This window comes from Terrabacter sp. Root181, assembly GCF_001428505.1.
Taxonomy (GTDB): domain Bacteria; phylum Actinomycetota; class Actinomycetes; order Actinomycetales; family Dermatophilaceae; genus Terrabacter.
In genome coordinates this window covers 1,232,188-1,247,455 of sequence record NZ_LMHU01000001.1, presented here as the reverse complement: position 1 = coordinate 1,247,455, position 15,268 = coordinate 1,232,188, and the positions used below count along the sequence as shown (strand labels likewise).

The 15,268-nt window shown below is 67.8% G+C and carries 8 protein-coding genes; all 8 read right to left on the bottom strand.

Translation table 11 applies throughout. The features are described 5' to 3' along the window. Positions 1 to 123: 123 nt before the first annotated feature. The 8 genes from tuf to rpoB all read right to left on the bottom strand — a co-directional run bounded on the left by tuf (position 124) and on the right by rpoB (position 14,859). Entirely contained in the window at positions 124 to 1,320 is a 1,197-nt protein-coding gene (tuf, locus tag ASD90_RS05835) for an elongation factor Tu (RefSeq protein WP_020143252.1), read from the bottom strand. A 104-nt stretch (positions 1,321 to 1,424) separates the two neighbouring features. Continuing rightward, positions 1,425 to 3,542: an elongation factor G gene (fusA, locus tag ASD90_RS05830; protein ID WP_056752782.1), complete on the bottom strand. Its 2,118-nt coding sequence runs from the start codon at positions 3,540 to 3,542 to the stop codon at positions 1,425 to 1,427. Between the two features lie 132 nt (positions 3,543 to 3,674). Further along, complete coding sequence (rpsG, locus tag ASD90_RS05825; RefSeq protein ID WP_056752779.1) at positions 3,675 to 4,145, bottom strand: 30S ribosomal protein S7; 471 nt, start codon at positions 4,143 to 4,145, stop codon at positions 3,675 to 3,677. After that, positions 4,145 to 4,519: a 30S ribosomal protein S12 gene (gene rpsL / locus ASD90_RS05820; RefSeq protein ID WP_020143255.1), complete on the bottom strand. Its 375-nt coding sequence runs from the start codon at positions 4,517 to 4,519 to the stop codon at positions 4,145 to 4,147. Before rpsL ends, rpsG begins: the two co-directional genes overlap by 1 nt. Positions 4,520 to 4,928: 409 nt before the next feature. Next, positions 4,929 to 5,555, bottom strand: coding sequence for a hypothetical protein (locus ASD90_RS05815; RefSeq protein WP_082588503.1), 627 nt, complete (start codon positions 5,553 to 5,555; stop codon positions 4,929 to 4,931). 34 nt (positions 5,556 to 5,589) lie between these two features. Then, positions 5,590 to 7,152, bottom strand: a complete 1,563-nt coding sequence (gene dacB, locus ASD90_RS05810) for a D-alanyl-D-alanine carboxypeptidase/D-alanyl-D-alanine-endopeptidase (RefSeq protein ID WP_056752777.1) — start codon at positions 7,150 to 7,152, stop codon at positions 5,590 to 5,592. 206 nt (positions 7,153 to 7,358) lie between these two features. Then, entirely contained in the window at positions 7,359 to 11,255 is a 3,897-nt protein-coding gene (locus ASD90_RS05805; RefSeq protein ID WP_056752775.1) for a DNA-directed RNA polymerase subunit beta', read from the bottom strand. Between the two features lie 121 nt (positions 11,256 to 11,376). Further along, complete coding sequence (rpoB, locus tag ASD90_RS05800) at positions 11,377 to 14,859, bottom strand: DNA-directed RNA polymerase subunit beta (protein WP_056752770.1); 3,483 nt, start codon at positions 14,857 to 14,859, stop codon at positions 11,377 to 11,379. Between the last annotated feature and the right edge of the window lie 409 nt (positions 14,860 to 15,268).

The following is a 15,268-nucleotide window of genomic DNA, read 5'->3' as shown; positions in this document are numbered from 1 at the left end:
CTCCACGCCGCTCGGGCCGTCGGGCGTTCCGCGACCGCGTGCCCACGGGACAGCGGTAGGGCCCGCTCCGCCGAAGCGGAACGGGCCCTACCGATGAAGCAGTGCTGCAGGTGCAGCGTCAGATCACTTGATGATCTTCGTGACGCGACCGGCGCCGACCGTGCGGCCACCCTCACGGATGGCGAACTTGAGGCCGTCCTCCATGGCGATCGGCTGGATGAGCTCGACCGTCATGTCGGTGTTGTCGCCGGGCATGACCATCTCGGTGCCCTCGGGCAGGTGCACGACACCCGTCACGTCCGTCGTACGGAAGTAGAACTGCGGACGGTAGTTGTCGTAGAACGGCGTGTGACGGCCGCCCTCGTCCTTCGAGAGGATGTAGACCTGAGCCTCGAAGTCCGTGTGCGGGGTGATCGAGCCCGGCTTGCAGATGACCTGCCCGCGCTCGACGTCCTCGCGCTTGGTGCCACGAAGGAGCAGACCGACGTTCTCACCGGCGCGACCCTCGTCGAGGAGCTTGCGGAACATCTCGACGCCCGTGACGGTCGTCTTGGCCGGCGGACCGGTGTGGATGCCGACGATCTCGATCTCCTCGTTGACCTTGAGGATGCCGCGCTCGATACGACCGGTGACGACGGTGCCACGACCGGTGATCGTGAAGACGTCCTCGACGGGCATGAGGAACGGCTTGTCGACGTCGCGCTCGGGCTCCGGGATGGAGTTGTCGACGGCGTCCATGAGGTCGAGGACCGACTGGCCCCACTTCTCGTCGCCCTCGAGCGCCTTGAGCGCCGAGACCTGCACGACCGGGAGGTCGTCGCCCGGGAACTCGTACTGCGACAGGAGCTCACGGACCTCCATCTCGACGAGCTCGAGGATCTCCTCGTCGTCGACCATGTCGGCCTTGTTGAGCGCCACGACGATGTAGGGGACGCCGACCTGGCGGGCCAGGAGGACGTGCTCCTTCGTCTGCGGCATGGGGCCGTCGGTGGCGGCGACCACGAGGATCGCGCCGTCCATCTGAGCCGCACCCGTGATCATGTTCTTCACGTAGTCAGCGTGGCCCGGGCAGTCGACGTGGGCGTAGTGACGACCCTCCGTCTGGTACTCGATGTGCGCGATCGAGATCGTGATACCGCGCTGGCGCTCCTCGGGAGCCTTGTCGATGTCCTCGAACGCGAACTGGGGGTTCAGGTCGGGGTACTTGTCGTGCAGAACCTTGGAAATCGCAGCCGTCAGCGTCGTCTTGCCGTGGTCAATGTGACCGATGGTGCCGATGTTGACGTGCGGCTTGGTCCGCTCGAACTTTGCCTTCGCCACTGTGGTCCTCCTCAGGACTATCTCGTGTTACGCCGTACGACCAGGGCAGGACGTGGCGCTGTTGGGGTGGTTTCCGATGGAAGAGACTACGGGATGGCCCGCAGTCACTCCCCGCGGGTCTTCTTGATGATCTCCTCGGCAACGGCCTTGGGGACCTCTGCGTAGGAGTCGAACTCCATGGAGAAGCTCGCGCGACCCTGCGTCTTGGAGCGCAGGTCGCCGACGTAGCCGAACATCTCGGACAGCGGGACGAGGCCCTTGACGACCTTGGCGCCGCTGATGTCCTCCATGCCCTGGATCTGGCCACGGCGGGAGTTGATGTCACCGATGACGTCGCCCATGTAGTCCTCGGGCGTACGGACCTCGACGGCCATCATCGGCTCGAGCAGGACCGGGTCCGCCTTCCTGATGGCCTCCTTGAGGACCATCGAGCCGGCGATCTTGAACGCCATCTCCGAGGAGTCGACGTCGTGGTAGGCGCCGTCGTTCAGGGTCGCCTTGATGCCCACGAGGGGGTATCCGGCGAGCACGCCGTACTGCATGGCGTCCTGGATGCCGGCGTCGACGGACGGGATGTACTCACGCGGGACGCGACCACCGGTGACACCGTTGACGAACTCGTACATCGAGCCGTCCTCGGTCTCGCCCAGGGGCTCGAAGCTGACCTGGACCTTGGCGAACTGACCCGAGCCACCGGTCTGCTTCTTGTGCGTGTAGTCGTACTTGAGCACGGCGCGGCGGATCGTCTCGCGGTAGGCCACCTGCGGCTTGCCGACGTTGGCCTCGACCTTGAACTCGCGCTTCATGCGGTCGACGAGGATGTCGAGGTGCAGCTCACCCATGCCGGCGATGATCGTCTGGCCGGTGTCCTCGTCGTGGTGGACCTGGAAGGTCGGGTCCTCGGCCGAGAGCTTCTGGATGGCCGTGCCGAGCTTCTCCTGGTCACCCTTGGTCTTGGGCTCGATGGCGACCTGGATGACCGGGTCGGGGAAGGTCATCGACTCGAGCACGATCTGCTCGTTGATGTCCGACAGGGTGTCGCCGGTCGTCGTGTCCTTGAGGCCGATGGCCGCGTAGATGTGGCCGGCGAGGGCCTCCTCGACGGGGTTCTCCTTGTTGGCGTGCATCTGGAAGAGCTTCCCGATGCGCTCCTTGCGGCCCTTCGTCGAGTTGATGACGCTCGTGCCCGAGCTGATGTGGCCCGAGTAGACGCGGATGAAGGTCAGCGTGCCGAAGAACGGGTGCGTCGCGACCTTGAACGCCAGCGCCGAGAAGGGCTCCTCGGTGGACGGCGCGCGGGTCAGCTCGACGGCCTCGTCGCCCGGCTTGTGGCCGATCATCGGCGGCACGTCGAGCGGCGACGGGAGGTAGTCGACGACGGCGTCGAGCATCGGCTGGACGCCACGGTTCTTGAAGGCGGAGCCGCAGAACACCGGGTAGAGCTCGGAGCTCACGGTGAGCTTGCGGATGCCGGCCTTGAGCTCCTCGGGGGTCAGCTCCTCGCCGCCGAGGTACTTCTCCATGAGGTCGTCGTCGGACTCGGCGACGCGCTCGACGAGGGCCATGCGGTACTCCTCGGCCTTCGCCTGGAGGTCGGCCGGGATCTCGGCGATCTCGTACTTGGCACCCATGGTCACGTCGCCCTTGGCGTCGCCGGGCCACACGAGGGCACGCATGTAGACGAGGTCGATGACACCGAGGAAGTCGTTCTCGGCACCGATCGGCAGCTGCATGACGAGCGGCTCGGCACCGAGGCGGTCCTTGATGGTCGCCACGGTGAAGTAGAAGTCGGCGCCGAGCTTGTCCATCTTGTTGACGAAGCAGATGCGCGGCACGTCGTACTTGTCGGCCTGACGCCACACCGTCTCGGACTGCGGCTCGACACCCTCCTTGCCGTCGAACACGGCGACGGCACCGTCGAGGACGCGCAGCGAGCGCTCGACCTCGACGGTGAAGTCCACGTGTCCGGGGGTGTCGATGATGTTGATCTGGGTGCCCTCCCAGAAGGAGGTCACGGCGGCAGACGTGATCGTGATGCCGCGCTCCTTCTCCTGCTCCATCCAGTCGGTCGTCGACGCACCGTCGTGGGTCTCACCGATCTTGTGGTTGACACCGGTGTAGAAGAGGATGCGCTCCGTCACCGTGGTCTTGCCAGCGTCGATGTGCGCCATGATGCCGATGTTGCGGACCTTCTTGAGGTCCGTCAGGACGTCGAGTGCCACGTCAGGTTTCTCGTCTCATTCGTCGTGGGGTGAAAATCGTGGGCGCCGTGGGCCGCGTCGTGCGACGGGCGGGCGCGTGCCCAGCCGGTATGCCGTGGAGCGGGCTCCCGGCATACCGGCCGGACCGCTGGGTCACCAGCGGTAGTGCGCGAAGGCCTTGTTGGACTCGGCCATCTTGTGGGTGTCCTCGCGGCGCTTGACAGCGGCGCCGAGGCCGTTGCTCGCGTCGAGGATCTCGTTCATCAGGCGCTCGGTCATCGTCTTCTCACGGCGCTGCCGCGAGTAGCCGACGAGCCAGCGCAGGGCGAGGGTGGTCGAGCGGTTGGGCTTGACCTCGATCGGCACCTGGTAGGTCGCGCCACCGACGCGACGGCTCTTGACCTCCATGGCCGGCTTGACGTTGTCGAGCGCGCGCTTGAGCGTGGCGACGGGGTCGGTGCCAGTCTTCTGGCGGCAGCCCTCGAGGGCGCCGTAGACGATCATCTCGGCGATCGACTTCTTGCCGTCGAGGAGGATCTTGTTGACGAGCTGCGTGACGAGCGGGCTCTGGTAGACCGGGTCGACGACGAGCGGGCGCTTCGGAGCGGGTCCCTTACGAGGCATCAGCTCTTCTCCTTCTTCGCGCCGTAACGGCTACGAGCCTGCTTGCGGTTCTTGACACCCTGGGTGTCGAGCGTGCCGCGGACGATCTTGTAACGCACACCCGGGAGGTCCTTCACACGACCACCGCGCACGAGCACGATCGAGTGCTCCTGCAGGTTGTGGCCGACGCCGGGGATGTAGGCCGTGACCTCGATGCCCGAGCTGAGGCGCACGCGGGCGACCTTGCGCAGGGCAGAGTTCGGCTTCTTGGGGGTGGTGGTGTACACGCGGGTGCACACACCGCGGCGCTGGGGCGAGCCCTTGAGCGCCGGGGTCTTGGCCTTGCTGGCCTTGTCCTGGCGGCCCTTGCGGACCAGCTGGTTGATGGTAGGCAACCTGGTTACTCCATAACGTTGCTCGTTGTCAGTCGTCCTGGCGGACGACTCCTTGGCTGTTCGGCTCCTCGACCCCCGAGGTCGGGTGTGTCGGAACCGGTACTTCCCCCTGCACTTCCCCTCGTGACGACTGCCGGAAGGCAGTCGGTCGGAGCGGTTGCCCGGCGAAAGGTGTGCTCTGGACCGCAGTGATGTCGCGTCCGCAGCGAGCGGGCGGACAGGGCACCGAGGCCGTCATCGCGCATGCCTGAGTACGTGCCTCAGACACAGTGTTCAAGCGTACCGGGGCGCGGCACGCCGACCAAATCGGATAGACCGGCCCGTGCGGGGCCGATGGGGTATGCCGTCCGCTGCGGAGCGCGGGCACGTCACCCCGACGAGTGCTCGGGTCGGGCCGGGGTCGGCCGGCTCAGCCCAGGCGCCAGTCTCCGGCATACATGTGCAGCACGGGCACGCCGAGCGTCTCGCGGGCCCGGGAGGCCCAGTCGGTGTGGAAGGTGTCCTCGACCGCGTGCGGCTCGGTGACGACGACGACCTCGCGCGCACCGAGACGGGCCACCTCCTCGACGAGCGTCGGCATGGGGTCGTCGGCAGTGATCTCCCCGGTGGCGACGACGTCGTGTCCCTCGAACTCGGCCAAGGTGGTCGACAGTGCGGTGTCGGCGTCGCTGTGGGCCTCGGTCCGGTCGACGGGACGCAGGGACTCGAGGGCCTCTCGCATCTCGAAGAGGCTGAGGTGGTTGAGGAAGGAGCTGAGCAGGTTGCGCTCGGTGTCGGCGGGGACGAGCACGCGGTAGGTCGGCGCGTCCTCCTCGTGCAGACCGATGATCTTGTCGACGTCGACCGGCTTGAGCGCCTCCTCGGTCAGCACGATGATCGTCGGCGCCGGACCGCTGTCGGCGTCGGTGGCTTCGGTCGGCTCGGTCGCCTCGGTGGGCTCAGTGGCCTCGAGGGGCTCGTCGGCGGTGGGCGCGGCCGGCGACGCGTGGTCGGCGGGCTCGGTCGCGTTGGGCTCGTCGGCCGTGGGCTCGGTCATGCGACCACCCTACCGACGCAGCGGGTCCCGCGGGTCAGCGGTTGGTCATGCGCCACCGCGCGAGCAGCACGCCCAGACGATCCTCCACGGGCCGCGGCGAGATGCCGGAGTAGTTGCTGATCATGACGAACACGTAGCGACGGCCGTCGGCCCCTGTGACGTAGCCCGCGAGGGACGTGACGCCGGTCAGGCTGCCGTTCTTGGCGCGGAGGTTGCCGGCGGCGGCCGTGCCCCGCATCCGGCCGGCCAGGGTGCCCCCGGTCCATCGGACGGGGTCAGTGCCCGCGACCGGTAACGCGGCGCGGAAGGTCGGCCACCACGACGTGCGCTGGACCTTGTCGAGCAGCGTCGCGAGCTGGCTGGGTGTCAGGCGGTTGGCCCTCGCGAGCCCGGAGCCGTCGACGAACCGCAGGCCGGCGACGGGGATGCCGACGCGGGCGGCGTAGTCGCGCAGGGCCTTCGTGCCGTCGGCCCAGTTGCCCGGGCGGCCATACCTCGACCCCAGGGTCTTGGTGATGGCCTCGGCGTGTCCGTTGTTGCTCAGCTTGAGGAAGGGCACGAGCAGCTGCCCCAGGGTCATCGACGTGTGGCGCGCCAGCAGGGACTGCCCGGCCGGGGTGGTGCCGCGCACCGCGGTGCCGTCGACCCGGATGCCCGCGGCGACGAGACGGGTGCGCAGTGCCCGCGCCGTCATGAGGGCGGGGTCGTCGACCGTGACCCACTTCCTGGCGGCCGAGTGCCCGAGCGGCACCTGGCCCGTGACCGTCAGCGTGTTGGTGCCGGAGGCCCGGGTGACCGCGATCGTCGTCATGGAGCCCGTGGCGGAGGTGCGTGCCCTGTTGACGACGCGCACGTGCGAGGCAGCGGACGCCGGCGTCACCGTGAGACGGGGCGCGCTCGTCGTGCTCGTGCCGGGGCTCGCGGAGACGATGACCGTGCCCGCGTCGTAGTCCGTGTCGGGTGCCAGCGTCAGGGCCGACACCTGGGCGGCGTAGTAGCTCGACGCGTACGACGTCGACCAGTACGGGCTGTAGCGCACCTCGTCGAAGGCGGACGCGTCGGCGACGACGTCACCCGTGACCCGCGTGACGCCCTTGGACCGCAGCGCGCTCGCCAGCGCCGTCAGGTCGCGCTCGAGCAGCGTCGGGTCGCCGGCGCCCTTGAGGTAGAGCCGCCCCGACACCACTCCCCCGACGGGGGCCGACGGCGCATAGACGTCGGTGCGCCACCGGTAGCCGCTGCCGAGCGTGTACATCGCCGCAGCCGCGGTGAAGGTCTTCTGGGTCGATGCGGGGGCGAGCGGGGTGTTGGCGTAGCGGACGTAGACCGGCGTGCGCGTGGACGCGTCGGCCACGACGACCCCGACGTGCGCCGTCGACGCCGTCACGCTCGGGTCGGTCATGAGCCGGCCCACCTCGCGGCGCAGGGCGGCGTCGCGCGTCGAGTAGACGGTGGCGCCGGACCCGGGTGGCGCCGAGGCGACGATGGCGGCGACGGCCAGCATCGCCACCGCCAGGAGGAAGGGCCAGCGCACCGGGCGGTGGCGCGGACCACGCGAGCCACGCACGACCTTGAGCGAGCGAGGAGCACCGAACATGACGACCTCCCGAGGGTGTCGCCGGCCGGCCCTGGCGCCCGCCAGACACTCACCTTGCCCGCGAGACTAGTCCGATTTGTCCGCTGCCCGCGCGCTGAACCGGTCGCTCCCCCGAACGCGCCGAGGGCCGGCTCCCCTGTCGGGGAGCCGGCCCAGCGGCATACGTGGTGGTCGTCGTCCGCCGCTCACGCGGTGGACGGGACCGGTCAGAACTGGTCGAGACCGAGAGCCTCGTCGTCGAGACGGATGGCCTCGCCGGTGCCCGAACCGAAACCTGCGTAGTCGTAGGCGTCGTAGTTCGGCAGCGAGTACATCGCGGCCTTGGCTTCCTCGGTGGGCTCGACCTTGACGTTCCGGTAGCGGGGCAGGCCCGTGCCGGCAGGGATGAGCTTTCCGAGGATGACGTTCTCCTTGAGGCCGAGCAGCGGGTCGGACTTGGCCTCCATGGCGGCCTGCGTGAGCACGCGTGTCGTCTCCTGGAAGGACGCGGCCGACAGCCACGACTCGGTCGCGAGCGAGGCCTTGGTGATGCCCATGAGCTCGGGACGACCGGCAGCCGGACGGCCACCCTCGGCCATGACCTTGCGGTTCTCCTCCTCGAAGCGACCACGCTCGGCGAGCTCGCCGGGCAGCAGGTCGGCGTCGCCGGCCTCGATGATCGTCACGCGACGCAGCATCTGTCGCACGATGACCTCGATGTGCTTGTCGTGGATCGACACACCCTGCTGACGGTAGACCCGCTGCACCTCGTCGACGAGGTGCTTCTGGGCGGCACGCGGGCCGAGGATGCGAAGGACCTGCTTGGGGTCGATCGCGCCCTGGACCAGCTTGTCACCCACGGTCACGTGGTCGCCGTCGCCGACGAGCAGGCGCGAACGCTTGCTGACCGGGTAGGCGTGCTGCTCGGAGCCGTCGTCGGGCGTGAGCAGGACGCGACGCGCCTTGTCGGTGTCCTCGATCTCGACGCGGCCGGTGGCCTCGGCGATCGGGGCGACACCCTTGGGCGTTCGCGCCTCGAACAGCTCGACGACACGCGGCAGACCCTGGGTGATGTCGTCGGCCGCAGCCGCACCACCGGTGTGGAAGGTACGCATCGTCAGCTGCGTGCCGGGCTCGCCGATCGACTGGGCCGCGATGATGCCGACGGCCTCGCCGATGTCGACGAGCTTGCCGGTCGCGAGCGAGCGGCCGTAGCAGGCCGCACACGTGCCGACCTTGCTGTCGCAGGTGAGGACCGAGCGGATCCGCACCTCGTCGACACCGGCCGCGTAGAGCGCGTCGATGACGACGTCACCGAGGTCGATGCCGGCCACGGCGAGCGTCTCGCCGTCGACGACGACGTCCTCGGCCAGCGTGCGGGCGTAGACCGAGGCCTCGACGACCTCGCTCGGCGCACGCGTGCCCGTGGTCTCGTTGACCTGGGCGATCGGCAGCTTGAGACCACGCTCGGTGCCGCAGTCGTCCTCACGGATGATGACGTCCTGCGACACGTCGACGAGACGACGCGTGAGGTAGCCGGAGTCGGCGGTACGAAGCGCCGTGTCGGCCAGACCCTTACGGGCACCGTGCGTCGAGATGAAGAACTCGAGCACCGTGAGGCCCTCACGGAAGTTCGCCTTGATCGGGCGCGGGATGATCTCGCCCTTCGGGTTGGCCATGAGGCCACGCATGCCGGCGATCTGACGGATCTGGAACCAGTTACCACCAGCACCCGAGGACACCATCCGGTAGATGGGGTTCGTGCGCGGGAAGTTGGTCTCCATCTCCTTGGCGACCTGGTTGGACGCCTGCGTCCAGATCTCGACGAGCTCCTGACGACGCTCGTCGTCGGTGATGAGACCGCGCTCGTACTGCGTCTGGACCTTGGCGGCCTTCGTCTCGTAGCCCTCGAGGATCGCCGTCTTGTTGTCCGGCGTCGTGACGTCGGAGATGGCGACGGTGCAGCCCGAGCGGGTCGACCAGTGGAAACCGGCCTCCTTCAGGGCGTCGAGGGACGCGGCGACCTGGACCTTGGAGTAGCGCTCCGCGAGGTCGTTGACGATCGCCGAGAGGCGCTTGCGGTCGACCGGGCGGTTCTCGAACGGGTAGTCGAGCGGCAGCGTGTCGTTGAAGATCGCGCGGCCGAGCGTCGTCTCGAGCGTGATGCTCTTGACGATGCCGTCCTCGCCGGCCTCGACACCCTCGGGCAGCTCGAAGCCGGCCGGGGGCACCGCGTCCGTCAGGCGCAGCTTGATCGCCGAGCCGAGCAGGATCTCGCCACGGTCGAAGGCCATGCGGGCCTCCGAGGGCGACGAGAACGCGCGACCCGCACCGATGCCGCCACCGTCGACCGCGTCGGTCAGGTGGTAGATGCCGGTGATCATGTCCTGGGTCGGCATGGTGACGGGGCGACCGTCAGCCGGCTTCAGGATGTTGTTGCTCGACAGCATGAGGATGCGGGCCTCGGCCTGCGCCTCGGCCGACAGCGGCACGTGGACAGCCATCTGGTCACCGTCGAAGTCGGCGTTGAAGGCCGAGCAGACGAGCGGGTGGATCTGGATGGCCTTGCCCTCGACGAGCTGCGGCTCGAACGCCTGGATGCCGAGACGGTGCAGCGTGGGTGCGCGGTTGAGCAGCACCGGGTGCTCCGTGATGACCTCTTCGAGGACGTCCCACACGACCGGGCGGGCACGCTCGACCATGCGCTTGGCCGACTTGATGTTCTGCGCGTGGTCGAGGTCGACCAGGCGCTTCATCACGAACGGCTTGAACAGCTCGAGCGCCATCTGCTTGGGCAGACCGCACTGGTGCAGCTTCAGCTGCGGGCCGACGACGATGACCGAACGGCCGGAGTAGTCGACGCGCTTGCCGAGCAGGTTCTGGCGGAAACGCCCCTGCTTGCCCTTGAGCATGTCGGACAGCGACTTGAGCGGACGGTTGCCGGGACCCGTGACCGGGCGACCACGACGGCCGTTGTCGAAGAGGCTGTCGACGGCCTCCTGGAGCATGCGCTTCTCGTTGTTGACGATGATCTCGGGGGCACCGAGGTCGAGCAGGCGCTTCAGGCGGTTGTTGCGGTTGATGACGCGCCGGTAGAGGTCGTTGAGGTCCGAGGTCGCGAAGCGGCCACCGTCGAGCTGCACCATCGGGCGCAGGTCCGGCGGGATGACCGGGATCGCGTCGAGGACCATGCCCGACGGGTGGTTCGTCGTCATCTGGAAGGCGTTGACGACCTTGAGGCGCTTGATGGCGCGGGTCTTCTTCTGGCCCTTGCCGGTGGCGATGATCTCCTGGAGGAGGTCCGCCTCGGCGTCGAGGTCGAAGGACTCGAGGCGCTTCTGGATCGCCGCGGCGCCCATGCCGCCCTCGAAGTACAGACCGAAGCGGTCACGCATCTCGCGGTAGAGGATCTCGTCGCCCTCGAGGTCCTGGACCTTGAGGTTCTTGAAGCGGTCCCAGACCTGCTCGAGGCGCTCGACCAGCTGGTCGGCACGCTTGCGGATGTTGTTCATCTCGCGCTCGGCCTGGTCGCGGACCTTGCGCTTCGCGTCGGCCTTGGCACCCTCGGCCTCGAGCTCGGCGACGTTGCGCTCGAGCAGCTGCGCGCGCGACTCGACATCGGCGTCGCGGCGGTTCTCGATCTCCTTCTTCTCGACCTGGATCTGCGCCTCGAGCGACGGCAGGTCAGCGTGACGCTGGTCCTCGTCGACGGACGTGATCATGTAGGCCGCGAAGTAGATGACCTTCTCGAGGTCCTTCGGGGCGAGGTCGAGCAGGTAGCCGAGGCGGCTCGGGACACCCTTGAAGTACCAGATGTGGGTGACGGGGGCGGCGAGCTCGATGTGGCCCATCCGCTCGCGGCGCACCTTGGCGCGCGTGACCTCGACGCCACAGCGCTCACAGATGATGCCCTTGAAGCGGACACGCTTGTACTTGCCGCAGTTGCACTCCCAGTCCCGGGTGGGGCCGAAGATGCGCTCGCAGAACAGGCCCTCCTTCTCGGGCTTGAGCGTGCGGTAGTTGATGGTCTCGGGCTTCTTGACCTCGCCGTGGCTCCACTGGCGGATGGATTCCGCGGTGGCGAGGCCGATGCGCAGCTCGTCGAAGAAGTTGACGTCGAGCACGTGGTTCCTTCTCTCGTAACTCTCGTTAAGTCTTTGGTCTGAGTGGTGTTCGTTGACGAGGGGGCGTATGCCGCTGAGCGGGCCCAGCGGCATACGCACCGCTTGTCGTTAGGTGGCCTTCTCAGACCTCTTCGACGCTGGACGGCTCACGCCGGCTCAGGTCGATGCCGAGCTCCTCCGCCGCGCGGAAGACCTCCTCGTCGGACTCCTTCATCTCGATCGTGGTGCCGTCGCTGCTCAGGACCTCGACGTTGAGACACAGCGACTGCATCTCCTTGAGGAGGACCTTGAACGACTCCGGGATGCCCGAGTCGGGGATGTTCTCGCCCTTGACGATGGCCTCGTAGACCTTCACGCGGCCGGGAACGTCGTCCGACTTGATCGTCAGGAGCTCCTGGAGCGTGTAGGCGGCGCCGTACGCCTCGAGGGCCCAGACCTCCATCTCACCGAAGCGCTGGCCACCGAACTGGGCCTTACCGCCGAGCGGCTGCTGGGTGATCATGGAGTACGGACCCGTCGAACGAGCGTGGATCTTGTCGTCGACGAGGTGGTGGAGCTTGAGGATGTACATGTAGCCGACCGCGACGGGCTCGGGGAACGGCTCGCCGGAGCGGCCGTCGAAGAGGCGCGTCTTGCCCGAGGCGTCGATGAGGCGGACCCCGTCGCGCGTCTTGAGCGTCGAGTCGAGCAGACCCGTGACGACGTCCTCCGACGCACCGTCGAAGACCGGCGTCGCCACGCGCGTGCCCGCGGGGGCCTCGTGCGCGTCGGGCGCGATCTCCTTGGCCCACTCCGGGTTGCCCTCGATCTTCCAGCCGCGCGAGGCGGCCCAGCCGAGGTGCAGCTCGAGGATCTGGCCGAGGTTCATGCGTCGCGGCACACCGTGCGGGTTGAGCACGACGTCGACCGCCGTGCCGTCCTCGAGGAACGGCATGTCCTCGACCGGCAGGATCTTGGAGATGACGCCCTTGTTGCCGTGGCGGCCGGCGAGCTTGTCACCGTCGGTGATCTTGCGCTTGTTGGCCACGTAGACGCGGACGAGCTGGTTGACGCCGGGCGGCAGGTCGTCGCCCAGGTCGGCACGGAACTCCTTGACGCCGATGACCGTGCCGGTCTCGCCGTGGGGCACCTTGAGGCTCGTGTCACGGACCTCGCGCGCCTTCTCACCGAAGATGGCGCGCAGCAGGCGCTCCTCCGGCGTCAGCTCGGTCTCGCCCTTGGGCGTGACCTTGCCGACGAGCAGGTCACCGTCACGGACCTCGGCGCCGACGCGGATGATGCCGCGCTCGTCGAGGTCGGCGAGGACCTCCTCGGAGACGTTCGGGATGTCCCGGGTGATCTCCTCGGGGCCGAGCTTCGTGTCGCGGGCGTCGACCTCGTGCTCCTCGATGTGGATCGAGGAGAGGACGTCGTCCTGGACCAGACGCTGGCTGAGGATGATCGCGTCCTCGTAGTTGTGGCCCTCCCACGACATGAACGCCACGAGCAGGTTGCGCCCGAGCGCCATCTCGCCACCCTCGGTCGCGGGACCGTCGGCGATGACGCCACCGGCCTCGAGACGGTCGCCCTCGTTCACGACGACGACCTGGTTGTAGCTCGTGCCCTGGTTGGAGCGCGCGAACTTGGCGATGCGGTAGGTCTGGTACGTGCCGTCGTCGTTGGCGACGGTGACGAGGTCGGCCGACACCTCCTGGACGACTCCGGCCTTCTCGGCGCGGACGACGTCGCCCGAGTCGAGGGCGGCGCGGAACTCCATGCCGGTGCCGACGATCGGCGCCTCGCTCTTGACGAGCGGGACGGCCTGACGCTGCATGTTGGCGCCCATGAGGGCACGGTTGGCGTCATCGTGCTCGAGGAACGGGATCATCGCGGTCGCGGCCGAGACCATCTGGCGCGGCGAGACGTCCATGTAGTCGACCTCGTCGCCGGGGACGAGCTCGACCTCTCCGCCCTTGGTGCGCACGAGCACGCGGTCCTCGGTGAAGTTGTTCTGCTTGTCGAGCGGCGCGTTGGCCTGGGCGACGACGTAGCGGTCCTCCTCGTCGGCGGACAGGTAGTCGACGTCGTCGGTCACGTGACCGCCGGTCACCTTGCGGTACGGCGTCTCGATGAAGCCGAACGCGTTGATGCGACCGTAGGACGCGAGCGAGCCGATGAGGCCGATGTTCGGGCCTTCCGGCGTCTCGATCGGGCACATGCGGCCGTAGTGCGACGGGTGGACGTCACGGACCTCCATCTGGGCGCGGTCACGGGAGATACCACCCGGGCCGAGCGCGGACAGACGACGCTTGTGCGTCAGACCCGCGAGCGGGTTGTTCTGGTCCATGAACTGCGAGAGCTGCGACGTGCCGAAGAACTCCTTGATCGAGGCCACCACAGGGCGGATGTTGATCAGGGTCTGCGGAGTGATCGCCTCGACGTCCTGCGTCGTCATGCGCTCGCGGACGACACGCTCCATCCGCGACAGGCCCGTGCGGACCTGGTTCTGGATGAGCTCGCCGACGGAGCGCAGGCGACGGTTGCCGAAGTGGTCGATGTCGTCGACCTCGACGCGGACGTCGATCTCCTCGGCGTTCTTGACGCCCTTCATCGAGTCCTGGCCGTCGTGCAGCGTGACGATGAACTTGATCGTCTTGACGATGTCGTCGATCGACAGGGTCGAGTCGTTGATCGAGGCGTCGAGACCGAGCTTCTTGTTCACCTTGTAGCGGCCGACCTTGGCGAGGTCGTAGCGCTTGCCGTTGAAGTAGAGGTTGTCGAGCAGGGTCTGCGCGGCCTCCTTGGTCGGCGGCTCGCCCGGGCGCAGCTTGCGGTAGATGTCGAGCAGCGCGTCGTCCTGGCCCTGGGTGTGATCCTTCTCCAGGGTGAGGCGCATCGACTCGAACTCGCCGAACTCCTCGAGGATCTGGGCCTCGGTCCAGCCGAGGGCCTTGAGGAGCACCGTGACCGACTGCTTGCGCTTGCGGTCGACGCGGACGCCGACCATGTCGCGCTTGTCGATCTCGAACTCGAGCCAGGCACCGCGGCTCGGGATGATCTTGGCCGTGTAGATGTCCTTGTCGGACGTCTTGTCGGGCGTGCGCTCGAAGTAGACGCCCGGGCTGCGGACGAGCTGCGAGACGACGACACGCTCGGTGCCGTTGATGATGAAGGTGCCGCGCTCGGTCATGAGCGGGAAGTCGCCCATGAAGACCGTCTGGCTCTTGATCTCACCCGTCTGGGCGTTCATGAACTCGGCGGTGACGAAGAGCGGTGCGTCGTACGTCTGGTCGCGCTCCTTGCACGACTCGATCGTCTTGCGGGTCTCCTCGAAGCGGTGGTCGCGGAACGACAGCGACATGGAGCCGCTGAAGTCCTCGATCGGGGAGATCTCCTCGAAGATCTCCTCGAGCCCGGACCGGTCCGGGACGTCGGTGCGTCCCTCGGCCTTGGCCGCGGCGACGCGAGCCTGCCAGCGCTCGTTGCCGAGCAGCCAGTCGAAGCTCTCCGTCTGAAGCGCCAGGAGGTCGGGGACCTCGAGTGGTTCGCGAATCTTCGCGAAGGACAGACGCCCCGAAGGGGTCTGTGCGGTGGACATGTTCGTCGCAGTACGCGAGGCAGCCAAGGAGGGTCCTTCCACGGGCCTTTTTCGAATCTTCAGATCCGCGTTGCCGCATGGCTCCGCTCGCGGGTCCCGAGGTCATACCGGATGCCGGATGGCATGGTGATTGGCCTGACCGAGGTCGCGAAGGGTGGGCATGGGCAGCGCAAAGGCCTAGCCTACCGGTAAAGGGCAGGAGTGTCCAGCCGGGTCAAGAGACGGAGATCGTCTGTCGAGGCGCCCACCGGTCTGGAACGACCGGCGCCCTCGACGTGACCTGCCACGCCTCCCGGACCGGGAGCTCGCGATGCGAACGCGACGAATATGGCCCTCCGCGGGCCCGACGTCAAGACCCACCCCTCCGCAGGCGCGTCGCGACACGCCGCGCAGCGCGGGCCAGAACCCCGCTGACCTGCGACGACGCGCAGCGCGA

Coding starts and splice junctions, on each gene's coding strand:
- rpsG (WP_056752779.1), bottom strand. CDS start 4,145: ATGCCTCGTAAGGGACCCGCTCCGAAGCGCCCGCTCGTCGTCGACCCG.
- ASD90_RS05815 (WP_082588503.1), bottom strand. CDS start 5,555: ATGACCGAGCCCACGGCCGACGAGCCCAACGCGACCGAGCCCGCCGAC.
- dacB (WP_056752777.1), bottom strand. CDS start 7,152: ATGTTCGGTGCTCCTCGCTCGCTCAAGGTCGTGCGTGGCTCGCGTGGT.